General features: G+C 71.6%; 24 protein-coding genes. 9 read left to right on the top strand and 15 right to left on the bottom strand.

Annotated features, from left to right (window positions below; translation table 11 throughout):
- From ACFVX6_RS17855 to ACFVX6_RS17840, 4 genes are all read right to left on the bottom strand, one after another.
- A partial coding sequence (locus ACFVX6_RS17855) for an O-antigen ligase family protein (RefSeq protein ID WP_389692459.1) occupies nt 1-1,439 on the bottom strand: 1,439 nt, incomplete at its 3' end.
- 3 nt (nt 1,440-1,442) lie between these two features.
- Nucleotides 1,443-3,029: an exopolysaccharide biosynthesis polyprenyl glycosylphosphotransferase gene (locus ACFVX6_RS17850; protein WP_389692457.1), complete on the bottom strand. Its 1,587-nt coding sequence runs from the start codon at nt 3,027-3,029 to the stop codon at nt 1,443-1,445.
- Entirely contained in the window at nt 3,026-4,234 is a 1,209-nt protein-coding gene (locus ACFVX6_RS17845) for a glycosyltransferase (RefSeq protein ID WP_389692455.1), read from the bottom strand. Before ACFVX6_RS17845 ends, ACFVX6_RS17850 begins: the two co-directional genes overlap by 4 nt.
- Before the next feature lie 19 nt (nt 4,235-4,253).
- Nucleotides 4,254-5,384 (bottom strand): DUF3344 domain-containing protein, encoded by a 1,131-nt coding sequence (locus ACFVX6_RS17840; protein WP_389692453.1) that lies wholly within the window; start codon nt 5,382-5,384, stop codon nt 4,254-4,256.
- A 173-nt stretch (nt 5,385-5,557) separates the two neighbouring features.
- On the opposite strand from ACFVX6_RS17840, the gene ACFVX6_RS17835 reads away from it, so the two are divergent.
- The 5 genes from ACFVX6_RS17835 to ACFVX6_RS17815 all read left to right on the top strand — a co-directional run bounded on the left by ACFVX6_RS17835 (nt 5,558) and on the right by ACFVX6_RS17815 (nt 8,621).
- On the top strand, nt 5,558-5,812 hold the full coding sequence (locus ACFVX6_RS17835; protein WP_389692451.1) for a chaplin: 255 nt from the start codon (nt 5,558-5,560) through the stop codon (nt 5,810-5,812).
- 117 nt (nt 5,813-5,929) lie between these two features.
- Entirely contained in the window at nt 5,930-6,340 is a 411-nt protein-coding gene (locus ACFVX6_RS17830) for a rodlin (protein ID WP_356661608.1), read from the top strand.
- A gap of 248 nt (nt 6,341-6,588) precedes the next feature.
- The gene (locus ACFVX6_RS17825) at nt 6,589-6,822 is read left to right on the top strand and encodes a chaplin (protein ID WP_327253216.1); all 234 of its coding nucleotides are present in this window, start codon (nt 6,589-6,591) and stop codon (nt 6,820-6,822) included.
- A gap of 121 nt (nt 6,823-6,943) precedes the next feature.
- Entirely contained in the window at nt 6,944-8,104 is a 1,161-nt protein-coding gene (locus ACFVX6_RS17820; RefSeq protein WP_389692449.1) for a chaplin, read from the top strand.
- Between the two features lie 166 nt (nt 8,105-8,270).
- Nucleotides 8,271-8,621, top strand: coding sequence for a hypothetical protein (locus ACFVX6_RS17815; RefSeq protein WP_389692447.1), 351 nt, complete (start codon nt 8,271-8,273; stop codon nt 8,619-8,621).
- 86 nt (nt 8,622-8,707) lie between these two features.
- On the opposite strand, the gene ACFVX6_RS17810 is transcribed toward ACFVX6_RS17815, so the two are convergent.
- Entirely contained in the window at nt 8,708-8,947 is a 240-nt protein-coding gene (locus ACFVX6_RS17810) for a chaplin (protein WP_389692445.1), read from the bottom strand.
- Nucleotides 8,948-9,114: 167 nt separating this feature from the next.
- Complete coding sequence (locus ACFVX6_RS17805) at nt 9,115-9,645, bottom strand: hypothetical protein (RefSeq protein ID WP_389692443.1); 531 nt, start codon at nt 9,643-9,645, stop codon at nt 9,115-9,117.
- Between the two features lie 280 nt (nt 9,646-9,925).
- On the opposite strand from ACFVX6_RS17805, the gene ACFVX6_RS17800 reads away from it, so the two are divergent.
- Entirely contained in the window at nt 9,926-10,336 is a 411-nt protein-coding gene (locus tag ACFVX6_RS17800; RefSeq protein ID WP_389692441.1) for a rodlin, read from the top strand.
- 151 nt (nt 10,337-10,487) lie between these two features.
- Here ACFVX6_RS17800 and ACFVX6_RS17795 read toward each other — a convergent pair whose 3' ends face one another.
- A complete protein-coding gene (locus ACFVX6_RS17795; RefSeq protein WP_389692439.1) occupies nt 10,488-11,129 on the bottom strand; it encodes a vitamin K epoxide reductase family protein in 642 nt (213 codons plus the stop codon).
- A 192-nt stretch (nt 11,130-11,321) separates the two neighbouring features.
- Between ACFVX6_RS17795 and ACFVX6_RS17790 the strand changes: the two genes are divergently transcribed.
- Nucleotides 11,322-12,092, top strand: coding sequence for a DUF6227 family protein (locus ACFVX6_RS17790; RefSeq protein ID WP_389692437.1), 771 nt, complete (start codon nt 11,322-11,324; stop codon nt 12,090-12,092).
- A gap of 15 nt (nt 12,093-12,107) precedes the next feature.
- Here ACFVX6_RS17790 and ACFVX6_RS17785 read toward each other — a convergent pair whose 3' ends face one another.
- From ACFVX6_RS17785 to ACFVX6_RS17770, 4 genes are all read right to left on the bottom strand, one after another.
- On the bottom strand, nt 12,108-14,192 hold the full coding sequence (locus ACFVX6_RS17785; protein WP_389692435.1) for a fructose-specific PTS transporter subunit EIIC: 2,085 nt from the start codon (nt 14,190-14,192) through the stop codon (nt 12,108-12,110).
- Nucleotides 14,189-15,142, bottom strand: coding sequence for a 1-phosphofructokinase (gene pfkB, locus ACFVX6_RS17780; RefSeq protein WP_389692433.1), 954 nt, complete (start codon nt 15,140-15,142; stop codon nt 14,189-14,191). The genes ACFVX6_RS17785 and pfkB overlap by 4 nt, the downstream gene beginning before the upstream one ends.
- On the bottom strand, nt 15,139-15,900 hold the full coding sequence (locus tag ACFVX6_RS17775; RefSeq protein WP_389692431.1) for a DeoR/GlpR family DNA-binding transcription regulator: 762 nt from the start codon (nt 15,898-15,900) through the stop codon (nt 15,139-15,141). Before ACFVX6_RS17775 ends, pfkB begins: the two co-directional genes overlap by 4 nt.
- A 138-nt stretch (nt 15,901-16,038) precedes the next feature.
- Nucleotides 16,039-17,658, bottom strand: a complete 1,620-nt coding sequence (locus tag ACFVX6_RS17770) for an MFS transporter (RefSeq protein ID WP_389692429.1) — start codon at nt 17,656-17,658, stop codon at nt 16,039-16,041.
- A 62-nt stretch (nt 17,659-17,720) separates the two neighbouring features.
- Between ACFVX6_RS17770 and ACFVX6_RS17765 the strand changes: the two genes are divergently transcribed.
- Nucleotides 17,721-18,740: a helix-turn-helix transcriptional regulator gene (locus ACFVX6_RS17765; protein WP_389692427.1), complete on the top strand. Its 1,020-nt coding sequence runs from the start codon at nt 17,721-17,723 to the stop codon at nt 18,738-18,740.
- 190 nt (nt 18,741-18,930) lie between these two features.
- On the opposite strand, the gene ACFVX6_RS17760 is transcribed toward ACFVX6_RS17765, so the two are convergent.
- Nucleotides 18,931-19,908 (bottom strand): RNA polymerase sigma factor RpoD/SigA, encoded by a 978-nt coding sequence (locus tag ACFVX6_RS17760; RefSeq protein WP_389692425.1) that lies wholly within the window; start codon nt 19,906-19,908, stop codon nt 18,931-18,933.
- A 527-nt stretch (nt 19,909-20,435) separates the two neighbouring features.
- On the opposite strand from ACFVX6_RS17760, the gene ACFVX6_RS17755 reads away from it, so the two are divergent.
- A complete protein-coding gene (locus tag ACFVX6_RS17755) occupies nt 20,436-21,080 on the top strand; it encodes a Uma2 family endonuclease (protein ID WP_389692423.1) in 645 nt (214 codons plus the stop codon).
- Here ACFVX6_RS17755 and ACFVX6_RS17750 read toward each other — a convergent pair.
- The 3 genes from ACFVX6_RS17750 to ACFVX6_RS17740 form a co-directional block, all read right to left on the bottom strand.
- Nucleotides 21,077-21,451, bottom strand: coding sequence for a hypothetical protein (locus tag ACFVX6_RS17750; RefSeq protein ID WP_389692421.1), 375 nt, complete (start codon nt 21,449-21,451; stop codon nt 21,077-21,079). The two genes, ACFVX6_RS17755 and ACFVX6_RS17750, sit on opposite strands and share 4 nt — an antisense overlap.
- Nucleotides 21,444-22,226, bottom strand: coding sequence for a dioxygenase (locus ACFVX6_RS17745; RefSeq protein WP_389692461.1), 783 nt, complete (start codon nt 22,224-22,226; stop codon nt 21,444-21,446). Before ACFVX6_RS17745 ends, ACFVX6_RS17750 begins: the two co-directional genes overlap by 8 nt.
- A 141-nt stretch (nt 22,227-22,367) precedes the next feature.
- Nucleotides 22,368-23,897 carry an MFS transporter gene (locus ACFVX6_RS17740; RefSeq protein WP_389692419.1) on the bottom strand — a complete coding sequence of 510 codons (1,530 nt, stop codon included), beginning with the start codon at nt 23,895-23,897 and terminating at the stop codon, nt 22,368-22,370.
- Nucleotides 23,898-23,913: the final 16 nt, after the last annotated feature.

Genomic DNA, 23,913 nt, shown 5'->3' with positions numbered 1-23,913 from the left:
CCCTCGGGGGTCGTGGCCCGGGCAGGCGCGCCCGGCCCGCGACCGGGGGCGGCCGCAGCGGCTCGCCTCCGTCCGCGCCGTCCACGGGCGTCGCCGGCGGCGAGCCCACCCGTCCCGCCCCCGGAGGGAAGCGCCCACCAGGCCGCCAGGCCGATGATCACTCCGGTCAGGACGGTCGACGGGCCCCCGATGTCCGCGTAGAGGAAGTCGGTGAGCTGCCACACGAGCAGGCCGATCGCGACCAGTCCGCAGTCCCGCACCGCGGAGGGCCCCGCCGTGCACCGCCGCAGGCCCGCCACCAGCAGGGCCAGCCAGCCGCCCGCCAGCGCGATGAGGCCGATCAGCCCCTGCTCGCTCAGCACCAGCAGGTACATGTTGTGCGGGGACAGCAGCGGCTGGCGGATGTACCCCTGGCCCGCGCCCGCGGTGTCGCTGCCGGAGGACAGCGCCAGCCCGGAGTGGGAGTCCCGGTTGGCCGGGAAGCCCTTCAGCCCCACGCCCACCGCGGGCCGCTCGCGCCACATCGACCCGGCCGCGGCCCACATCGTGTAGCGGTCGGTCACCGACTGGTCGGGGGCGTCGGACACCTGCGTGATCGAGGTCAGCCGCTCCGCGACCATCGCGGAGCCGACGCCGAACCCGCCGACGAGCACCACCCCGGCGGCGACCAGCGCGAGCAGCACCTTCAGGGCCCGCCTGATCCCGGCCAGGGCCATCACCAGCCCGGCCGCGGCGAAGGTCGCGATCCACGCGCCCCGGCTGAAGGACAGCACCAGAGGGAGCACCAGGACCAGCGCCGCCGCGCCCGAGGCCCGCCGGACCCGCGCCGGCAGCCCCGGCGCGAGCGCGCCGGCCGTCGCGACGACCAGGCCGTAGGCCACGACCGTGGCCATGCCCATGACGTCCCCGGGTCCGAAGGTGCCCACGGCGCGGATGTCCTCGCCCTGGTACGAGGCCCCGGTGTGGGTGGCGAACTGCACCACGCCCACCGCTCCCTGAACCAGCGCCAGTACCACGAAGCACCCCGCGGCCAGCCGGAACTCCGAGGCGTCCCGCACCAGCAGCACGATCGCCGCCGGGACCAGCACGAACACCTGGAGGTAGCGCACGAACCCGGGCAGGGCCGCGTACGGGTCCCCCGCGGTCACCGTCGAGACGGCGAGCCCGACGGCCGGCAGGCCGAGGACGAGCACCCCCAGCGGGCTCAGCGGCCGGACCCGGCCCCGCAGGGCCTGGATCCCGCAGACGAACACGAGCAGCAGCGAGGCGGCGTCGGCCGGACCGACCTTCCCCGAGGCGGTCGCGTCACCGGCCGGGACGGGGATCAGGAGGGCCAGTACGGTCGCGGCGAGCGGCAGCAGCGGCCAGTGTCGGCGCAGCAGATCGGCGGGGTCCGGGCAGGACCATGAGGTCGGTGACGTCGGTGCGGCAAGGCTCATGCTTTAGCTGCCCCCCAGCCGGAAGCGGAAGAAGGAGGCCGCGGTGCGGGCCAGGATCCACAGGTCCTGCCACAGCGACCAGGTGTCGATGTAGTGGTTGTCGAAGCGGGCCCGGTCCTCGATGGAGGTGTCCCCGCGCAGCCCGTTGATCTGGGCGAGGCCGGTGATGCCGACGGGCATCCGGTGCCGGGCCTCGTACCCGGGGTGCACGCTGCTGAACTTGGCTACGAAGAAGGGTCGTTCGGGGCGGGGACCCACCAGGCTCATGTCACCCCGGACCACGTTCCACAGCTGCGGCAGCTCGTCCAGCGAGGACTTGCGCAGGAAGGAGCCGATCGGGCTCATCCGGCAGTCGCCGGCCACCGTCCAGCGGGTGGCGGACTCGTGGGCGTCGGCGCGCAGGGTGCGGAACTTCAGCAGGGTGAAGGGGCGTCCGTACAGGCCGACCCGCTCCTGCCGGAAGATCACCCCAGGCCCGTCGGAGATCCGTACGGCGAGTGCACAGACGCCCATCACGGGCGCGGCGGCCAGCAGGGCGATCGCGGCGAGCGAGGAGTCGATGACCCGCTTCGCGTACCGCTCGACCGGCCGGGCCGGACGCGGCAGCAGCGGCTGGACGGCGTACCCCCACAGCTGGTCACCGGGCTGCGCGACGCGCATCCCGGTGACCTTGGCGGTGCCCGCCGGGTCGGCGAGCCAGAGCCGGCACCCGTGGTCGTGGAAGAGCCGGACCAGGGAGGCGGTGCGTTCGTCGGCCTCGGGCGGGCGGGTGAAGACGGCGTGCCGGACGGAGTTCTGGATGACGGCCCGCCGGATGTCCTCGTGGGTGGCGAGTACGGGCACTCCCGCCGCCGCCTCCTCGGCGGGCCCGGTGTCCGCGAGCCCGACGGGGCGCAGGCCGTACTCGGGGCGCCCGTGCAGGGCGGCGGCCACCGCGCTCGCCCCGGCGCCGGGTCCGACGACCAGGGCGGAGGCGGGGCGGCGGGCGCGGGTGCGACGGCGGAGCTGGTTGACGGCTCCGCGCCCCGCGCACGCCAGTACGACCTGGACGCAGACCGCGCCGAGCAGCGCGCTCCAGCCCAGGGCGTCACCCGGGGCGGTGGCGGCCAGCACGGCGGCGGCCCCGCACCACAACGCGGCGGCCCGCCCGGCGAGCGCGGGCAGTTCGAGGAGCGCCGAGGGGGCGAGCCGCGGCCGGTACAGCCCGGCCTGCGCGTGCAGCGCGACCAGGGCCAGGGCGAGGGGAGCGGCCGCCCCGAGGGGCAACTCCGCTCCGGGCAGCGCCGCCACCGTCGCCGTGGCGGCGAACGCGTCGGCGGCCAGCAGCGGGGCGATCCCGTCCCGGCGGCGCACCCGTTCGGGCCGTACGGCGGCCCGGGCGCGGTCGGCCTTGGGCCCGCGCGGGGGGTGGATGGCGGTCACGGAACGGCGAACGGCGGTGCCGGACGCGGTACCGGTGGCCGTACTGATCGCGCCGGCGGCGCCGGTGGTGCTCGTGGTCGTGGTCGTACCGGTGATGCCGGTGATGCCGCCGGCGGGCCCCGTGCCGTCCTGCCCGGTGTGCCGGGCGGGTGCGCTGTCCATCGTCATCGGCTGATGCGCTCCTGGTTCAAGGGCCGGGGCCTGCCCAGCAGTTCGTGATACAGACCGGTGACCGCGTCCGTGGTGCGCCGCACGTCGAATTCCATCCGCGCGTGCCGCTCTGCCTGCTCCCCGAGTGCGGCGAGCAGCCGCGGCTCGGCGAGCAGCCCGCCCAGGGCCTTGGCCAGCGCCGTCGGGTCCTCCGGTTCCACCAGGCACAGCCGTCCCTGGCCGGGCGGGAGGCTCTCCCTGGCACCGCTGACGTCGGAGACCAGGACCGGGCGGCCACAGGCCATGGCTTCGAGCGGGGCGAGCGCCATGCCTTCCCACCGCGACGGCAGTACAACGAGATCGGCGGCCCGAAGCCACGGCCGGATGTCGAAGGCGGCCCCCGCGAAGTGGACCGAGGGCGGGGCCGTGCGGCGCAGCCGCTCCATGTCGGGGCCGTCCCCGACGAGCACGAGACGGGCCCCGGGAACGGCTCCGAGCAGCTCCGGCCAGGCACGCAGCAGGACGTCCTGCCCCTTCTGCTGGCAGAGCCGGCCGACGCAGACGGCGAGCGGCCCGTCGCCCTGGAAGGCGGCGGGCAGCGGAAGTTCGGCGCGCGCCCGGGCCTTGTCCTGGACGGGGTCCGGGCCGCCGGGGCGGAAGTGGTCGAGGTCGACGCCGTTGCGGATCACCGACCAGTGGGCGGCGATCCCCTCGGACTCGCCGGTGCGGCGTTCGGCCTCGCTGACGCAGAGCACCCGGTCGGCCCAACGGGCCCCGAAGCGCTCCCAGCGCAGCGCGAGTGCGGCGGTGGCCCCGCCCACGGCGTCGAAGGACCAGGCGTGCGGCTGGAAGACGGTCGGGACGGCCCCGCGCACGGCGAGCCGCCCGGCGAGTCCGGCCTTGGCGCTGTGGGCGTGCAGGAGGTCGGGCCGGACCCGCCCGATCAAGCGGCGCGCGCCGAGCACTTCGGCGGCCAGGCCCGGCCCGGGGGCCCGCCCGGCACGCCAGGTGAACACCTCGGCCCCGGCCTCGCGGGCGGCGTCAGCGAGCTGTCCGCCACGTGGGCAGCCGACGTAGGTCCGCAGTCCGGCCGCGGACTGGGCGCGTACGAGGTCGACGACGACGCGGGCGACCCCTCCCTCGACCGGCTGGACGAGGTGGAGGACGGCCGGAGGCCGGGAAGGGGAAGGGGAAGGGGCGGGTGAAGAAGGCTGCGTCGGCACGTGGAGTGGTCTCCTGCGTTCAGCGGCGCGCGTCTGTCTGAACGAAGAGCACACCGAGGAAATGACCCTGGTTTTCGCCCGTGAACCCGAAGGTCAGGCTGCGGGCGCCTCCGGACAGGGCGGGGCTCAGATCGAACACGTCCGCGTCATATCCGAGGTTATTCATATGTTCGGGCTGTCGCACGAACGAGTGATCTCCGAATTCCGTGATCGTGGAATTCATAACATCATTAAAAGGATTTTCTCCGTCACTGAGACTGATCCGGCGCCCGCTGTCGGCGGTCACCGTGAGTGAATCCCCGAGCGTTCCGCGGTCCCCGTCGTACGCGACCACCCCGGCCCGCCCCTGCGCGCCGGGTGCGGCGTCCAGACCGGTGAGCTCCACCGTCTCGCCCGCCGCCTCGCCGGCCCCCGCGGCCAGCCCTTCGAAGCCGTCCCAGATCGAGACCCTGCGCACCGGCTCCTGCGGGTGCTCGTAGGCCACCACCAGCGTCCAGCCGCCCCAGGCACCCGCGTCCGAGTGCCCCATGGCGATGTTCAGCTGGGCCACCGTCCACATACCGGCGCCGCCCTTGCGGACCAGCGGGGTCACGTCGGCGGAGGCTTGGTAGGCATCGCCGGCCGCGTCGCTGCGGTGCCCGATCGCCGTGTCGGCCAGCACTTCCTTGTACGCGCCGCCCGGCTCGGCGACGAGCACCCGACCGTTGTCCTCCGGCGGCTTCTGCTCGCCGACCCGCAGGTTCCCGCCCCAGTACAGCCGGGCGTACGAGACCTTCGCGCCCGCCGGGACCTTGAGCTCGGCCCGGGTGGAGTTGTAGGTGTCCGGGTCCTTGTCGACCTCGTCGTAGAACATCTCGTAGTCGCCGTTGGTCCCGGCCGCACCCTTGTTGACCGCAGCACACGGCTCGGCCTGCTCGGACTCCTCCTTGCGGCAGCCGATGGACGAGTTCGAGGCCCGGACCAGGCCGCCGTGCTGCACGGCTTGGTAACGCTGGGTGAACGGCACCCGGGGCGCTTCCTTGACCAGCGGACTCCGCGCACCCGGCGGGGCGGCGGCGCCGGTAGCCGCACCGGCAAAGGGTGCGTTCACCGAAAGTGTGAGGCAGGACAGCAGACCCAGCGTGCCGAGGATTCTGCGGGAGGAACCCATGACCCTGTCTCCATTTTCGATCAAGGGGACAAAACAGGAGTGAACTTTGTCAGAAATCAGGAGGGAAATCACGCCGGACTCGCTCATACGGCCTTTTGGGCGATAGCACGCACCCTGGAGACGGGCGGGTCGTTATGGCTTGCACCATTGTTCGAACCGAAAGGAAAACGGAGATGAAGAAGAGGCTGGTGCGCGGCGCCACCCTGGCGGTCGCGAGCACCGCGCTGCTGATGGGCGGCGCGGGCCTCGCCTCCGCGCACGGCGGCGACGGCGCGACGGCGAACGGCTTCACCGGTGAGTCCCCCGGCGTCCTGAGCGGCAACCTGCTCCAGGTCCCGGTCCACGTCCCGGTGAACGTCTGCGGCAACACCGTGAACGTGATCGCCCTGCTGAACCCCACGTTCGGCAACACCTGCGTCAACGCCTGACGTCAACCGTGCAGCCCGAAACTTCGGCATCCGAGTGAAGACACGCAACCCAAACCGCGGTAGCGCCGTTGATCCGAGTGCTTGAGTACCGGGCAATCCTGCAAAAAAGGGACCATCATGATCAAGAAGTTTGCGGCCGGCGCAGCGGTTGCCGCCTCGTTCGTCGGTCTGGGTGCCGCCATGGCCCCGCAGGCCATGGCCATCGGCAACGACAACGGCATCAACACCGTGAACGGCAACGGGGCCTCGCAGATCTACGGCAACCAGGCCACCTACGGCAACATGAGCCCGCAGATGGCGCTCATCCAGGGCTCGTTCAACAAGCCCTGCATCGCCCTGCCCGCCAAGGCCAACGTCCAGTCCGTGCTGGCTCTGGTCAACGTCGGCGTCCAGGACATCCCCGTCCTGTCCAGCCCGCAGAACCAGCAGTGCACCGAGAACTCCACCCAGGCCAAGGGCGACGAGGCTCTCTCGCACATCCTCAGCAACATCCCGGTCCTGTCCGGCAACGCCTCCGCCGGCAGCTGACGCCGCGCCAGCTGACACAGCACCGTGCCAGTGGGGCCGTCGCACCTTCGGGTCGCGGCGGCCCCGCCGCATGTCGGGACCCGAATGATGACCCTGAAACAACCGGAACAATCCGGCCACAATTCAGGACGCACAGGCATCTGAGTGAATTGGCCGGAGGCGCGCGAAAATCCCCGGTTTCTTTTCCCGGACCCACTCGTTGTTATTTCTGCAGCGGATAGACCTCTGCGGGAAGGAAACGAAAACAAATGACGTACAAGAAGGCAGTGGTGCTGGCCGCCGGCATTCTCATGGCCGCCGGTGCCGCCTCCCCCGCCATGGCCGACGCGGCGGCGGACGGCAAGGCCGTCGGCTCCCCGGGCGTCCTGTCCGGCAACGTGCTCCAGGTCCCGGTGCACATCCCGGTCAACGTCTGCGGCAACACCGTCAACGTGATCGCCCTGCTGAACCCCGCGTTCGGCAACACCTGCGTCAACGCCTGACGAAGCGCCTGTGCCCGCAAGGGCAGACCTCCTCGGGGTGGCCTCGGAGTGCACGGCGGTGCACTCCGAGGCCACCTTCGATTCAGCACCGGCCGCAGGGCCGGTAGACAGGGAAGGACCCATGCGACAGGTACTGAGCCGACAGGTACTGGGCAAGGGGGTGCTCACCGCGGCCGCCGCGTCCAGTCTGCTGTCGATCGCGACCGGCGCGGCCTACGCACAACCCGGGGCGATGGCCGAGGCCTCCCATTCACCGGGCGTGCTGGCCGGCAACAGCGTCTCGGTACCGATCACCTTCTCGCCGAACGTGTGCGGCAACACCGTGGACGCCGGAGCGGGCCTCAACCCCGCCATGGGCAACAACTGCGCCACCACGACCGGCTCCGACGCCGGACACGACTACGAGCGCTACCTCAGCCCGCAGCAGGCGGAGCAGGTCCGCCACTACGTCAACCAGCACGACGAGCACGACCGGGGCGACCGGCACGAGGACCGTGAGGACCGGCACGAGCAGGGCGGCTACGGCGACCGCGGACCCGAGCAGCACGGCGGCTACGGCGACGACGCACCCGGGCCGCAGGGCGGCCACGAGGACCACGGGCCCGGGCCGCAGGGCGGCTACGGAGACTCCGGCGACTCCGGCGAGGAGGAGTGCGACGACCACCCCGCCCCGGAGCAGCACGCCGAGCAGCCCCCGGTCCCGCAGCACGCGCCCCCCGCGCCGAAGCCGCTGCCCGCGCCCGAGGCGGAGCACCCGGCGCCCGCGCCGGCGCCTGCGCCCGCTCCCGTAGAGCAGGCACCCGCGCCGCAGCCCGAGCCCGTGCCGGCACCGGTCGAGGAGGCCCCGCAGCCGCTTCCGGCGCCGGCCCCCGCGCCCGCGCCCGCGCCCGTAGTGGAGGAGGCTCCGCACACGCTCCCCGCTCCGGCGCCCGTCGTAGAGGAAGCTGCCGCGCCGATGCCCCCGCACGGCAGCCAGGTCGTGGAGCACCCGGCGCCGGTAGTGCCCCCGGCCGACCAGCCGCCGGCGGCTCCCGCCGGTGACCTGCCCGTCCCGCTCCCCCCGGCACCGCTGCCCGCCCCGGCACCCGCTCCGGCCCAGGTTCCCGCGCCGGCTCCGGCACCCGCGCCCGAGGCCGTTCCCGTCGCGGCGGTCCCCGCGGCCCCCGCGCGGCAGGAACTGGCCGCGACCGGCGCCGGCCAGCCCGGCGCCGCGGCGGCCCTGGCCTCGGCCCTGATCCTGGGCGGCGCCATTCTGTACCGCAGGTCCCGTAACGCCGCCTGACGGCAATACCGGTAATCGGAAGAAATATCGGCCGGAGAATGCCTTGTCGGATTCTCCGGCCGTTGCCGTGTTCGGTTCCGCGTTTCCGCGGCGCCGGGTAATCGTTAACCAGGTCGAAAGTGGCGCGACGGTCGCCACTGGGCACCCCTAGAAAAGGATTTTGATAATGAAGCTCTCGAAGGTCGCCGCAGTCGTCGCCGGCTCCGTCGCCGCCCTCGGCGCCGCCTCCCCCGCCTTCGCCGCCACCGAGGCGCCGGCCGTCCCCATGAGCCTGACGAGCGGACTGACGGCCGTCACCGACTCGGTGAACCCGGTGTCGGCGGCGCTGCCCCAGACCGTGGGCAACGGACTGGCCGAGCAGGGCGAGAGCGTCCAGAAGGTCGTGACCACCGTCCAGAAGGTCAACGAGGTCCGCAACGACGCTCCGGCCGAGGTCATGAGCCTCGCCAATGGGGCCACCCAGGCCTCCCCGCTGCTCGGCGGAGTGAAGCTCAACGGCGGCGGCTCCAAGCACTGACGGGCCCGGCCCGTTCTGCCGCCGACATGACTGTGGGCGCCCCCGGCCTCGCCGGTGGCGCCCACAGTCATGTGTTGCGTCGAACGTCAGTCGTTGACGCAGACGTTGCCGAACGCCGGGTTCAGCGCGCCGATCACGTTCACGGAGTTGCCGCAGACGTTGACCGGAACGTGGACCGGGACCTGGGCCAGGTTGCCCGAGAGGACACCGGGGGAACCCACGGCCGCGCCCTCGGCCTTGGAGTCGGCCATTGCGGAGCCGGCGGCACCGGCCGCAGCGAGACCAGCGGTGGCCAGGACCAGGGCGGCCTTCTTGGCAGTGTTCATGGGAAGTGCACCTTCTCTTCGATGTTCTGCCCCGATTCCGGGGCTCACATCGAGCGAAACGCTCCACCTTCCCAGACGACACGGTTCCGCACGCGATCAGACCTGTTCAGCCCAATAGTCGTAACCGCGTGCGGGTCCGCGTACGGATCCGGGTCCCGTCCCGGCTCCTACGGAAGGAACTCGGCGAACGACGGGATCTGCGGGACGAGGCCCGTCGGCGTCCCGGGCACCGCCGGCACGGCGGGCACCGCAGCCGCGGGCGGGGCCGCGGGATCGGAGACCGGGAGCGCCGGGACGTCGGGGATCGGGACATCGGGGATCGGGACATCGGGGATCGGAAGGTCGGGGATCTCCGGAACCGCCGGGATCGGCAGGTCGGGGAGCCCCGGGATCGCGGGGATCTGCGGCAGGGACGGGAGCGCGGGCAGCTTGATCTCGGGGATCTTGATCCCCGGCAGCAGGGTGCCCAGGCTCTTGGTCAGGTCCGCCAGGATCTTGGAGACCGCGGCGAGGGCGTCTTCGACGGGACCCGCCGCCGCCACCCTCTCGTTGATCTCCTCCTGGGCTGCCGCCACCCGGTTCGCGGCGGTACCGGCACCTTCTGCGGCGCCCGCGGGAGCTGCCGCGCCGGTGAGTATGACGACCGCCAGGGCCGACGGGACGAGGACGCGGATGCGGGAGGCCTTGGTGCGGTGCATGGATGTTCCTTCTGGTGGTCGCTCAAAAGCGGACCCGAGCGATCCGCTTCCTTACCCACCGTGCGAAGGGGTTCCACGGAGCGCAACAGGAGCCCGGTGCCCCGTACGCCGCTGCGGGGTGCGTACGGGCTTCGCGCACGCGTCCGGGGGCGGCTCACCCCACCCGGGGAAAACCTGCACGCAGACAGGCCGTTTGAGTGAAGCAGCAGAACCAACCCTCCCGCTGGGCAGTTGATCAGGGCGCTCCACTAGCGGGCACTCGTGCGACAAAAGGATCAAGATGCTCAAGAAGATCATGACTGCTGCCGCGGTCACCGCCGCCGCCGTCGGCGCGGGCGCTGCTGCTGCCGCCCCCGCCATGGCGATCGGCAACGACAACGGGATCAACACCGTCAACGGGAACGGCGCCGTGCAGGCGTACGGCAACCAGAAGACCCACGGTGACATGAGCCCGCAGCTCGGCGTCGTCCAGGGCACCCTGAACAAGCCCTGCATCGGCCTGCCGGCCAAGGTCAACGCCCAGTCGCTGATCGCGCTGCTCAACATCGGCGTCCAGGACATCAACGTCCTGTCCAACCCGCAGAACCAGCAGTGCACCGAGAACTCCACCCAGGCCAAGGGCGACGAGCCGCTCTCGCACATCCTGGACAACATCCCGGTCCTCTCGGGCAACGTCTCCGCCAACAGCTGATCTCCGCTCACGATCTACGCTCCGGGACCCCGTGGTCCACAGACTCGGCGCCCGTGGAGCGACGCGTTCGAAGAAGCGGTGTGAAGTCGTGAAGTGACGAGGGCCCCGGCAGCGTCCAGCTGCCGGGGCCCTCGCATGTCGTCCGGCGGCCTCAGCCGGTCCAGAAGTCCCACCACCGGGTCAGGATCAGCATCCCGATCACGCCGATGTGCAGGACGGGCGGTGCCCAGCCGAAGTCGGCCAAGAAGTTCCGCACCGGCGCGGGCGCGGGGAGGATCCCCGTCCGGACGGTGTGCGCGGTGACCGCCCAGAACATCACCAGGGTGGCCGCCCAGGTCAGGCAGCACCACAGGCAGAGCGCGTTGATCTCGTAGAGCGACTGGACCATGAGCCAGGAGCAGAATCCGACGCCGAAGAGCATTCCGGCGTTGAGTCCGAGCCAGAACCAGCCGCGGTGCCGGGCCCCGGCCAGCAGGCCGGCGCCGACGCACACGACCGCCCCGTAGGTGACCAGGCCGAGCATCGGGTTCGGGAAGCCGAAGGCCGCCGCCTGCTCGCTCTTCATCACGCTGCCGCAGGAAACCACCGGATTGAGACTGCAGGCGGGCTTGAAGTTCGGGTTCTCCAGCAGCAGGAACTTGTCCAGCGTGATGACCCAGGCGGCCAGCACTCCGGCGGCCCCGGTGATCAGCAGTATCCAGGCCAGCGCGCGCGGGGCTGCGATCGGTTCTGCGTCCTTGCGGTTGTGGGGGCGGCCCTGCTGGCGGGGGACGCCCACGATATTTGTTGCCATACGGTCATGCTCCCGCCCTTGTGCCCGCTATCCGGCCCAACCATGCTCATCAACATGGAGGTTGACCTGAAGGGGTGGCTGGAACCCCTGACGCTTCCCGGACGTTTTACCGAACCCCGGACGTGATGTCAGACCCAGGGGCTACGTTGAGCTTCCGCGAAGTGACAAGCTGCGACGGCCTGGAGACCCACCTTGAGCGATCCGCACGAGACAACCGAGGCGCACCTCGAGCGACTCCTGGGCCGCGCCCTCAACTCCTTCGACCTTCCTGACGACTTGGTCGAGCGGCTGGGCACCGCGCTCGCCCACAGGTCCTCGCTCCACACCACGCGCCGCAGCCCGGCGGCGGGGCCGTGGCGGGAGATACACCGGCACGCCTACCTGCTGTCCGACGGCGACTCCGTGGTCCTGTGGGAGCTGGCGCACCGTCAGGACGCCGACCTCTCGATACGGTACGAGGTCTTCGCCGGCAAGGCGGAGACCTGCCTCGCGGCGGCCCGGCTCTTCGGTGAGATCCCCTCGCAGGTGGCGCGGGACCTCGTGGAGGTGACGGTCGAGGATGAGCCGGACAGTGACATCGCCGTGCTGAGCGCGCTGTTCGGCAATCCGACCCCGGCCCAGCGGCACCGCGAGTACGCGGTGGAGGAAGCCGCGGACCACGCCCGCCGGGTGCTGCGCCGTGCGGAGAACCCGGACCGGCCGGGCGAGCGGGTGGCCCTGCTCCTGCGGTCGGCCTACGCGCACCAGATCACTCAGGTCTTCGGCACCCGGCAGTGCCTGGCGGACGGGCGGGACGCCGGCTTCAGCCTGTACGAGCACTCCTTCGTCCTGCTGGACGGGAGCGAGTTCAGCCTGTGGGAGGTCGAGCACACGGTGACCCCGGACGGGCGGCACATGTGCGAGGTCTACGAGACCGAAACGGCCGCGCGCGGAGCCATGGAGCTCCGCGCGCGGGTGAGGTGACCGGGGCGGGTCGGATCAGGCGGCGACGGTGACCTTCGCCGGCTCCGGCAGGGGCGCCGCTTCGGCGGCCCCGGCCTGCTGCTGCGGGGGCTCGTCCTGCTTGCGCATCCCCTTCAGGAGGATGACCAGGCCGGCGCTGGTGGCCGTACCGGCGGCAATGGCGATCAGGTAGAGCAGCGGGTTGCCGATCAGCGGGATCACGAAGATGCCGCCGTGCGGGGCCCGCAGGGTGCACTCGAAGGCCATCGAGAGCGCTCCGGTGACCGCGCCGCCCACCATGGAGGCGGGGATCACGCGCAGCGGGTCGGCCGCGGCGAACGGGATGGCGCCCTCGCTGATGAAGGAGGCGCCGAGGAACCAGGCGGCCTTGCCGTTCTCGCGCTCGGTCTTGGAGAAGAGCCGGCCGCGCACCGTGGTGGCCAGCGCCATCGCCAGCGGCGGCACCATGCCGGCGGCCATCACGGCGGCCATGACCTTGAGGCTGCCCTCGTTGGGGGTGGCGAGGCCGCCGATGGCGAAGGCGTAGGCCACCTTGTTGAGCGGGCCGCCGAGGTCGAAGCACATCATCAGGCCGAGGATGACGCCGAGGATGATCGCGTTGGCGCCGGAGAGGCCCGACAGCCAGTCGGTGAGGGCCTGCTGGAGCGAGGCCACCGGCTTGCCGACGACCAGGAACATCAGGAACGCGGTGACGGCTGAGCCGATGAGCGGCAGGACCACCACCGGCATGATCCCGCGCAGGGCGGTGGGGATCTTCAGCCGCTGGACGGCGAGGACGGTGCCGCCCGCGATGAGGCCGGCGATCAGGCCGCCGAGGAAGCCGGCGTTGATGGTGAGGGCCACGGCGCCGCCGACGAAGCCGGGGACGAGACCGGGGCGGTCGGCCATGCCGTAGGCGATGTAGCCGGCCAGTACGGGGACCAGGAAGCCGAAGGCGAGGCCGCCGGTCTGGAAGAGCAGCGCGGCCCAGCTGGCGGCCTCGGTCCAGACGAAGTGCTCGGCGACCGAGGGGGCGTTGTTGATCTCGTACCCGCCGATGGCGAAGGCGAGGGCGATGAGGAGGCCGCCGGCGGCTACGAAGGGGACCATGTAACTGACGCCGGACATCAGCCAGGTGCGGAGCTTCGCGCCGTAGCCGTCCTGGGGCTCGCCGGCCTCTTCGACCGGGGTCGGGGTGGTGGAGATCTCGCCTCGGGCGGCCTTGTCGCGGGCCTCCTGGAGGAGTGCCGCGGGGCGGTTGATGCCGGCCTTGACGCCTACGTCGACGGTGGGCTTTCCGGCGAATCGGGCCCTTTCCCTGACCGGGACGTCGTGGGCGAAGACTGCCGCGTCGGCGGCGGCGATGGTTTCGGGGGTGAGCTTGGTGAAGCCGGCGGAGCCCTGGGTTTCGACCTGGAGGTCGATTCCCGCCTCGGCGGCGGCCTGTTGGAGGGACTCCGCTGCCATGTAGGTGTGGGCGATGCCCGTGGGGCAGGAGGTGACGGCCACCACTCGGAACGGCTGCCCTGCGGGGCTTTCCCCACCCCGCCCCTTCCCGAAACCGGGGGCCCCGCCCCCGGACCCCCGCTCCTCAAACGCCGGAGGGGCTGGGTTGGTGGCCGGAAGGACTGAATCGGTAGCCGGTGGGGCCGGGTTGGTAGCCGGTGGGGCCGGGTTTTCGGACTCGCCGGCTACCAGGGCCGCCGCTTCCTCCGGGGTCGCTGCCGCGCGGAGGGCCTCGACGAAGTCGGGGCGCATCAGGCGGCGGGCCAGGGTGGAGAGGATCGACAGGTGGGCGTCGTCGGCGCCGGCGGGGGCGGCTATCAGGAAGATCAGGTCCGCCGGGCCGTCCGGGGCGCCGAAGTCGATGCCTGCCGGGGAACGGCCGAAGGCCAGGGTGGGGGCCGTCACGTGGGTGGAGCGGCAGTGGGGGATGCCTATGCCGCCCTCCAGGCCGGTCGGCATCTGGGCCTCGCGCGCCGCCACGTCGGCCAGGAAGCCGTCCAGGTCGGTGACCCGGCCCAGTGCCTCCATCCGTTCGGCGAGGGCACGTGCCGCCCCCTCCTTGGACTGGGCGGACAGGTCGAGGTCGACCAGGCCCGGGGTGATCATCTCGCTCATCGCTCGTCGCTCATTTCGGACAGAGGGAGGTCCAGGGGCAGGTCCTGGGTGATGTGGACCGCGTCGGGGCGCAGGTCGGAAGGGGCCGGCATGGCGCTGCCGGGAAGCTGGACCGCGGCCGCGCCGTGGGCCAGGGCGGAGGCCAGGGCCGCAGGCCCCGTACCCCCCGCGATCAGGAAGCCGGCGAGGGACGCGTCGCCGGCGCCGACGTTGCTGCGGACCGAGGAGACGGCCGCCGTGCCGTAGTAGGTCCCCTCCTCGGAGACCAAGAGCTGGCCGTCCGCGCCGAGGGAGGCCAGGACCGCGCCCGCGCCCAGCGAGCGCAGCTCCTCCGCGGCCTTGAGCACGTCACCGAGGGTGGCCAGGGGCCGCCCCACCGCCGCCGCGAGCTCCGAGGCGTTCGGCTTGATCACGTCCGGGCGGGCCGGCAGCGCCGCGAGCAGCGCCGGGCCGGAGGTGTCCAGCGCGATGCGGGCGCCCGCGGCGTGGGCCCGGGTCACGATGTCGGCGTACCACTCGGGGCTCAGGCCGCGCGGGAGGCTGCCGCAGCAGGCGATCCAGGCGGCGCCGCCCGAGCAGGTGCGGACCGTTTCCAGGAGGAGCGCCGATTCCTCGGCGGTCAGCGCCGGGCCGGTGGCGTTGATCTTGGTGAGGGTGCCGTCCGGTTCGGCGAGGGAGATGTTGGAGCGGGTCTGGCCGGCGATGGAGACCGCCGTGACGTCCACGCCCTGTGCGCCGAGGAGTTCGGCGATCATCGTGCCCGGTGCGCCGCCGAGCGGCAGGACCGCCGTCGTACGGACGCCCGCGGCGGCCACCGCGCGGGAGACGTTCACGCCCTTGCCCCCGGGGTCGACCCGGTCGGTGGTGGCGCGCAGTACCTCACCGCGGTCCAGCGAGGGGACTTCGTAGGTCCGGTCGAGGGAGGGGTTGGGGGTGACGGTGACGATCATACGAGCACAACTTCCGTACCGGCGGCCTCGATCGCCGCCTTCTCAGCGGGGGCGAGCCCCGGGTCCGTGATGAGGAGGTCGACGTCCGCGAAGGAGCCGAAGCGGGCGAAGTGCTCCTGGCCCGCCTTAGCGGAGTCGGCGAGGAGGACGACGCGGCGGGCTGCCGCCATCGCGGCCCGCTTGACGGCGGCCTCGGCGAGATCGGGGGTGGTCAGGCCGCCCTCGGCCGTGAAGCCGTTCGTCGCGAGGAAGAGGACGTCCGCCCGGATCTCGGCGTACGCCCTCAGGGCCCACGCGTCGACCGCGGCGCGGGTGCGGTGGCGGACCCGGCCTCCGACGAGGTGGAGGTCGATGCCGGTGTGGTCGGCGAGCCGGGCGGCGACGGGCAGCGCGTGGGTGACCACGGTGAGCGCGGTGTCGACCGGAATGGCCGCCGCGAGGCGCGCCACCGTACTGCCCGCGTCGAGCACGATGCTGCCGCCGTCGGGGAGTTCGGCGAGGGCGGCGGCCGCGATGCGGTCCTTCTCGTCGGCCGCGGTGGCCTCGCGCTCGGTGAGGTCGGGCTCGAAGTCGAGGCGGCCGGCCGGTATGGCACCGCCGTGCACCCGGCGCACGAGCCCGGCCCGGTCCAGGGCCTTGAGGTCGCGGCGCACGGTCTCGGCCGTGACCTGGAACTGGTCGGCCAGGGACAGGACGTCGACCCGGCCCGCCTCGCGGGCGAGGCGGAGGATCTCCTGCTGGCGCTCCGGTGCGTACATGTGGTTTCAGATCCGTTCGATGCCCGACTCTGTGGGTTCCTTCGTAGAGTACGCCCGCTTGCGGCTAAAAACAAAGCAAACGGGCATGCCCGCCAACAGAAGCGGACATGCCCGTGAGTGAGGTGCGTAGGCGCGGTGCTAGCCCGCGTGCTCCGTGCCACCCTCGCGCTCGGCCATGGGGACGGCCTTGCGCGGCAGCATGAACATCACGGAGAAGATCACGACCAGGACGGCCACGACCCACCACATGGCGTTGTGGAACGCGTCGACGTAGGGCGGTCCGAAGACCCGGTCGTCCTCGATGAACCCGAAGTAGACGACGGAGGTCAGGCCGAGGCCCAGTGCGTTGCCCATCTGGCCGGTGGTGTTGATCAGCCCGGACGCCGAGCCGGCGTGCTCGCGCGGCACCTCGGAGAGCACGGTGTCGGTCAGCGGCGCGATGATCAGGCCCATGCCGGCGCCCATGACGATCAGCGGGGCGGCCATCTGCCAGGAGCTGATGGCCATGCCGTAGCGGTCCGACTCCCAGATGTAGAGCAGCACGCCCGCGGCCATGACCAGCGCGCCCGCCTGGAGCACCTTGCGGCCGAAGCGCGGTACGAGCTTCTGCACGGACATGCCCGCGGCGACCGAGACGGCGATCGAGAACGGGATGCCGGTGGAGCCGGCCTTCAGGGCGCTCCAGCCGAGGCCCATCTGCATGTAGAGCGTCCAGACCAGGAAGAAGATGCCGGTCGCGATGCCGAAGGTCAGCTGGACGGCGATGCCGCCCGCGAAGCTCTTGACCTTGAAGAGGGAGAGCTCGACGAGCGGGGAGCCGTCCTTCTGGATCTTGTACTTCTCGTAGGCGATGAAGGCACCGAAGACCAGCGGCGAGGCGATCATGCAGACGAAGCCCCACACGGGCCAGTCGTTCTCACGGCCGTGGGTGAGCGGGAAGATCAGCATGACCAGGGCGAGGGTCGCGAGCACGACGCCCACCAGGTCCAGGCGCAGCGCCTTGGGGGCCTTGGACTCGGAGATGAACTTGCGGCCCAGGATCACGCCCGCGATGCCGACGGGCAGGTTGATCAGGAAGATCGGGCGCCATTCGAGACCGGCGATGTTCCACTCGGTGAGCAGTGCGCCGAGCATCGGGCCCGAGACGGCACCGAGGCCGATGATCGCGCCGAACAGGCCGAAGACCTTGCCGCGCTCGTGCGGCGGGAAGGTGACGTGGATGATCGCGAGCACCTGCGGGACCATCATGGCCGCCATGCCGCCCTGGAGGATGCGGGCGGCGACGAGCACGTCGGGGTTCGGGGCGAGGCCGCAGAGCAGCGAAGCCGCGGTGAAGCCGGATATGCCGATGAGGAAGAGGCGCTTGCGGCCGTAGATGTCACCGAGACGGCCGCCGGTGATCAGGCCGGCGGCGAAGGCGAGTGCGTAGCCGGCGGTGATCCACTGGATGGCACTGGTGGAGGCGCCGAGGTCCTCGCGCATCCGGGGTATCGCGATGTTGACGATCGTGACGTCGACCAGGTCCATGAAGGCGGCGGTCATCACGATGGCGAGCGCGATCCAGCGGCGGCGGTCGGCGGGGGCAGCGGGCTCGCCGGTCCCACCGGCGGCGGTCTTGCCGGTCGCGCCGGTCCCGCCCGTGTCTCCGGCGTCGCCGGCCTTGCTGATCGAGGTGGTCTCTGCGGGAGGGTCGGTCCGCTCTTCTTGTACGGGCCCGTTCTTTCCTTCGGGCGATGACTGGGTCGTCTCGGTGCTCATGAGGAGAAACCTAGACGGCATGTAGGTCAGTTGGTGTCCTATTTGGCTGGCACCTTTGAACCATGACCGATACCCCGGCCCGCCTCCTCTCCCTGCTCTCCCTGCTCCAGACCCCGCGCGAGTGGCCCGGGAGCGAGCTGGCCGAGCGGCTGCGGGTGAGTGCCCGCACGATCCGGCGGGACATCGACCGCTTGCGGGAGCTGGGGTACCCGGTGGAGGCCACGCTGGGCGCGGAGGGCGGCTACCGGCTGGTGGCGGGAGCGGCGATGCCACCGCTCGTCCTGGACGACGAGGAGGCCGTCGCGATCGCGGTGGGGCTGCGGGCGGGGGCCGGGCATGCGATCGAGGGCGTGGAGGAGGCCTCCGTACGGGCCCTCGCGAAGCTGGAGCAGGTCCTGCCGGGGCGGCTGCGGCGGCGGGTGGGTGCGCTGCAGTCGGCGACGGTCGCGGTGGCGCGGGGCGACGGGGCGAACGTGGATCCGCGGACGCTGACGGCGATCGCCTCGGCGGTGGCGGGCCCGGAGCGGCTGAGGTTCGCCTACCGGGCGCGGGACGGGGTGGCCTCGCGGCGGCTGGTGGAGCCGTACCGGCTGGTCAGCACCGGGAGCCGGTGGTACCTCGTGGCCTACGACATGGAGCGCGGGGACTGGCGGACCTTCCGGGTGGACCGGGTGAGCGAGCCGTGCGCGACGGGGGTGAGGTTCGTGCGGCGGGAGCTGCCGATGGACGCGGTGGAGTTCGTGCAGCGGGGGCTGCGGGGTGGGGGGACCTACCTGGTGGATGTCACCTTCACGGGTGACGGGTGTGCGGATGCCCTGCCGGGGTGGTTGCGGGAGCGGGTGGTGGCGGAGCCGGGTTCCGGCTCCGGCTCCGGCTCGGGCTCGGGTTCCGGCTCCGGTTCCGGTTCCGGGGCGGTGGAGGGGGGTGGGGTTCGGGTGCGGTTCGAGTCGGCGGACTCGCCGGAGTGGTTGGTGGCGCGGTTGGGGCTGGTGGGGGTGCCGTTCACCGTGCACGGGCCTGCGGCGCTGGTGGAGGCGGCTCGGGCGCTGGGTGCGCGGCTGGCCGGGGCGGCGGGGTCGTAGCCGGGGCCCTGCGGGGCTGTCCCCCACCCGCCCTTCCGCCGTTCCCGGGCTGCGCCCGGACCCTTGAAGACCTGGGGCTCCGCCCCAGACCCCGCTCCTCACACGCCGGAGGGGCCGAAACGTGGGAGCCCCCGGCGCCTGGGGGGGATAGGCACCGGGGGCTCGTATGGGGGGCTTCGTCTGGGGCCGGTCAGGCCACCGCGTCGAAGCCGGTGTCGCGGGCCATCCGCTTCAGTTCGAGCAGCGCGTGCTTCTCGATCTGGCGGATCCGCTCGCGGGTCAGGCCGTGCTGCTTGCCCACTTCCGTCAGCGTACGCTCTCGACCGTCTTCAATGCCGTAACGCATCTTGATGATCGACGCGGTTCGCTGGTCCAGCTTGCCCAGCAGGTCCTCCAGCTCCTCGCTGCGCAGGAGGGAGAGCACGGACTGCTCGGGCGAGATGGCGGAGGTGTCTTCCAGCAGGTCGCCGAACTGCGTGTCGCCGTCCTCGTCCACGCCCATGTTCAGGCTGACCGGGTCGCGCGCCCAGTCCAGGACGTCGCCGACGCGCTTCTCCGTAGTGTCCAGCTCGGCGGCGATCTCCGCGTGCTCCGGGTCCCGGCCGTTCTCGCGGTTGAACTCGCGCTGGACCCGGCGGATCCGGCCGAGCTCCTCCACCAGGTGGACGGGCAGGCGGATGGTGCGGGACTGGTCGGCGATGGAACGGGTGATCGCCTGGCGGATCCACCACGTGGCGTACGTGGAGAACTTGAAGCCCTTGGCGTAGTCGAACTTCTCCACGGCGCGGACCAGGCCGGCGTTGCCCTCCTGGATGAGGTCGAGGAGCGGCAGTCCGCTGCGCGGGTAGCGGCGGGCCACGGCGACGACCAGGCGGAGGTTGGAGCGGATGAAGACTTCCTTCGCACGCTCACCCTCGGCGGCCAGGGCTTCGAGCTCCTCCTGGGAGGGCTCCTCGCCCTTGCGCTCTATCGCGCCGTCGAGGATCTGCTGGGCGTACACGCCCGCCTCGATGATCTGCGAGAGCTCCACTTCCTTGGCCGCGTCGAGCAGCGGGGTGCGCGCGATCTCGTCCAGGTACATGCCGACCAGGTCGCGGTCTGCGATCTCCCCGCCCACAGCGCGAGCGCTGCTCGTGGACTGACGACGGGCGACGGCGCGGGTTGCCATGCGTGCTCCCTTGCGATGAGTTCGGTCGCGGTGGTGCGGTGGTTCGGCTGCGCTGGTGCGGCTGCCCGGACACTCTCCCGAGTGCCCGCTTCCGAAGGAAACAACGACTGGAATCGGGACAGAATTCCCACGTTGCTCCCTGTTTTTCGAGATCTTGCAGTATCCTGCCCCGCCACGCCCCGATCAAAGCGGATCGGCGATACCGCCTGGGCCGAAGATCCGCAGGTCAGGGCGGTAATTACGGCCGACCCCAGAGACCTGGCGGATCGGCGCGAGCGGGGTGGCGATGAGACCACCGTCACACTTGACAGGGCCGTTTTCGCTCCGCCGCAGCACCGCCCCCCGGCCGCACTCCTACCCCAAGAGACGGCCATCACCGGCTTCTGGTTGCCTCGGCCGGCGACGACCTACCCGTCCGAGGGAAGGCGCGGCATATTCCTGCGGCATGACCCTCCGACTCCCCGAGCCTCGGAGAGTCGCTTGTGCCGTCCGGCCGGCGACGCCCACACTCAGAGGAGGTGCTGCACATGACCGCTCTCGCTCACGAGACGCTGGAGGCCGTATTGCCGAAGGTCGCGACACCCCCGTCGGACCTTGACGACGTCCTGTGGCAGGCATGGAAAGCCATGGAACTCCCCGAGGGCTACCACGCCGAGATCGTCGAGGGGTTCATCGAGGTGTCACCCACGGGTCGCTACTCGCACGGCCGTACCGTCAATCGCTTGAGGGATCAGCTCGTCGTATTCCTCGCCGGCGGCGAGTTCGCCGCTCGCCAGGAGATGAACGTCATCCACAAACGCAAGGTGTGGATCCCCGATCTATTCGTCGTACTGGAGGACACCGAGGGACACGTCACCGAGGACGGTCTCGGGGTCGACGCCTCCGCTGTAAAGCTGATCGTCGAAGTCGTTTCCCCCGGAAGCGACAACATCACGCGCGACCGGACGCGCAAGCGGCGCGATTACGCCCGGGCGGCCGTTCCCGTGTACGTCCTGATCGACGACTTCGACGACGGCGGCACCGTCACCGTGCTGACCTCACCCAACCCCGAGAAGGCCGTCTACGAGGACGAGGCGCGGACGGCCTACGGGACCCCGGTCGCGATTGCGGCCGGTCCCGTCAAGGGGTTCAGCATCGGCGAGGACATCACCGGGCCGCCCCGCGTCCCTTAACCAGGGCGGGTGGAAACCTGGGGGCAGGCGTGGCAGGCCAGGGGTCCCGACTGGGTCCACCACTTGCAGCGAGGGCGGAGGTGACAGGGCGGGAGCGGGGGTCCGAACCGGGAGGTGGCCTCCAGACGGGTGGCCAGGGTGCAGGTGTCGGCCTCGCGGTTGAGGCAGTGCGGGACGCAGTGGGAGGCCAGGCGGAGCAGCCGGCGCGGCTCGGTTCCTTCGGGCAGCTCGGCGAGGACCTCGGCCGCCGGGCGGGGTGCGCGGAGGTAGACCGGGGGGCCGTCGAGGCCGTCGCGGACCGCGAGGACCAGCGACTCCGGCGCGTACGCCGAGCCGCTGGGGCACCAGAGCTGCTGCTCGCGGTCAGCCAAATTGCAGGGACCGCTTCGAGAGGCCCATCCAGAAGCCCGAGACCGGGGTGGTCGCCGTGGTGAGCTCGGATTCCGCGGCGCCCAGGGTGACGAAGAGGGGGGCGAAGTGTTCCGTACGGGGGTGGGCCAGGCGGCCGGCCGGGGACTTGGCTTCGAAGTCGAGCAGGGCGTCGATGTCGGAGGCGGCCAGCGCCTCGTGGCCCCAGGCGTCGAATTCGGCGGACCACGACGGGACGCCGGGGCCGGTGTGGCGCAGGGCGGCCAGGTTGTGGGTGAAGAAGCCGCTGCCCACGATGAGGACGCCCTCGTCGCGCAGGGGGGCCAGCTTGCGGCCGATCTCCATCAGGCGGCGCGGATCGAGCGTCGGCATGGATATCTGGAGCACCGGTATGTCGGCCTCCGGGAACATCTCCACCAGGGGGACGTACGCGCCGTGGTCCAGGCCCCGGTCGGGGATGTCCTGGACGGGGGTGCCGGGCGCCTTGAGCAGCTTTCGGACCGACGCGGCCAGCTCGGGGGCGCCCGGGGCGTCGTAACGGACCTGGTAGTAGTGCTCGGGGAAGCCCCAGAAGTCGTAGACGAGCGGGACCGGCTCGGTGGCCCCGAGGGCGAGCGGGGCCTCTTCCCAGTGGGCGGAGACCATCAGGATCGCGCGGGGGCGGGGCAGGTCCGCGGACCAGGCGGCCAGTTCGCCGGGCCAGAGCGGGTCGTCCGCGAGGGGCGGGGCTCCGTGGCTCAGGTAGAGCGCCGGCATCCGGGTCCGGTGCGGGGTCATGACTTCGGGCGTCGGCATCAGGGGCTCCAGGAATCGTCACGGCGGGCCGCCACACACAGACTAACCCCGCGTCGTTCAAATTTGAACGACGCGGGGTCATCAGTCATTCCCGTACCCACCCCGGAGCGGGGTCCGCCCGGGTCAGTGGGCGATCACCGGGATCTTCATCTCGGCGTCCTCGCCCTCGGCGACCGGGTCGCCCGCGCCCGGCTTGCCGGTGGTGATGAGGGTCAGGGCGATGAGCGAGCTGGCGACCAGGATGCCGACCGCCCACCAGATCGCGGAGGAGTAGCCCTCCACCATGGCCTGGGCCTGGATCAGCTTCGCCGCCGGGCCGCCCGCCGCGGCCTCGGCCGCGTGGTCGGTCAGGTACGCAGTCGTCGCGGAGGCGGCGATCGTGTTCAGCAGGGCGGTGCCGATCGCGCCGCCCACCTGCTGCGAGGTGTTGACCATCGCGGAGGCGACACCGGCGTCGGCCGGGTTCACCCCGTACGTGGCCAGGGACATGGCGGGCATGAACGCCGTACCCATGCCGAGGCCCAGCAGCAGCTGCGCCGGCAGGATCAGCGCCGGGTAGGAGGAGCCGACCTCGAGCTGCGTCAGCAGCAGCATGCCGCTGGCGGCGACCATGAAGCCGGGGCCCATCAGCAGGCGCGGGGGGACCCGCGTCATGAGGCGGGCGCCGATCTGCGTGGAGCCGGTGATCATGCCCACGATCATCGGGAGGAAGGCGAAACCGGTCGTGACGGGCGAGAAGCCCTTGACGACCTGCAGGTAGTAGGTGAGGAAGAGGAAGAGGCCGAACATCGAGATGACGGCGAGGCCCAGCGAGAGGTAGACGCCGCCGCGGTTGCGCTCCAGCAGGACGCGCAGCGGGAGCAGCGGGTTCTTCGTACGGGACTCGACGAAGACGAACGCGGCGAGCAGCACCGCGGAGGCGATGAACATGCCCACGGTGAGGCCGTCCGACCAGCCGGCCGACTCGGCGCGGGTGAATCCGTAGACGAGGGCGACCAGACCGGTCGTGGACAGCACGACGCCGGGGATGTCGAGGGGGGCGCGGTTACGGCCGCCGGCCGGCTCGCGGATGATCATCCAGGCGCCGACGGCGGCGACGATCGCGAACGGGATGTTGACGAAGAAGGTCCAGCGCCAGTTCAGGTACTCGGTGAGGACGCCGCCGAGGATCAGGCCCACGGCGCCACCGCCACCGGCGATCGCACCGTAGATGCCGAAGGCCTTGGCGCGCTCCTTGGCGTCGGTGAACATGACGGCCAGCAGCGAGAGCGCGGCGGGCGCGAGCAGTGCGCCGAAGGCACCCTGGAGGGCGCGGGCGCCCAGCATCATGGCCTCACCCTGTGCGGCGCCGCCCAGGGCGGAGGCCAGGGCGAAGCCGATGAGGCCGACGATGAAGGCGTTCTTGCGGCCCCACTTGTCGGCGATGCGGCCGCCGAAGAGGAGCAGTCCGCCGAAGGCCAGCGCGTACGCGGTGATGACCCACTGGCGGTTGCCGTCCGATATGCCGAGGTCGGTCTGGGCGGACGGGAGGGCGATGTTCACGATGGTCGCGTCGAGGACGACCATCAGCTGCGCCAGCGCGATGAAGACCAGGGCCTTCCAGCGGCTGGGGTCGGCGCCGGCCAGCTGCGGATTCGCGGCTGTTTTTGACATGGGGGTACCCACTTCG

The organism is Streptomyces sp. NPDC058289, from assembly GCF_042880975.1.
In the GTDB taxonomy this organism is placed as follows: domain Bacteria; phylum Actinomycetota; class Actinomycetes; order Streptomycetales; family Streptomycetaceae; genus Streptomyces; species Streptomyces stoeckheimensis.
This window is presented reverse-complemented; position numbering and strand designations above follow the sequence as displayed.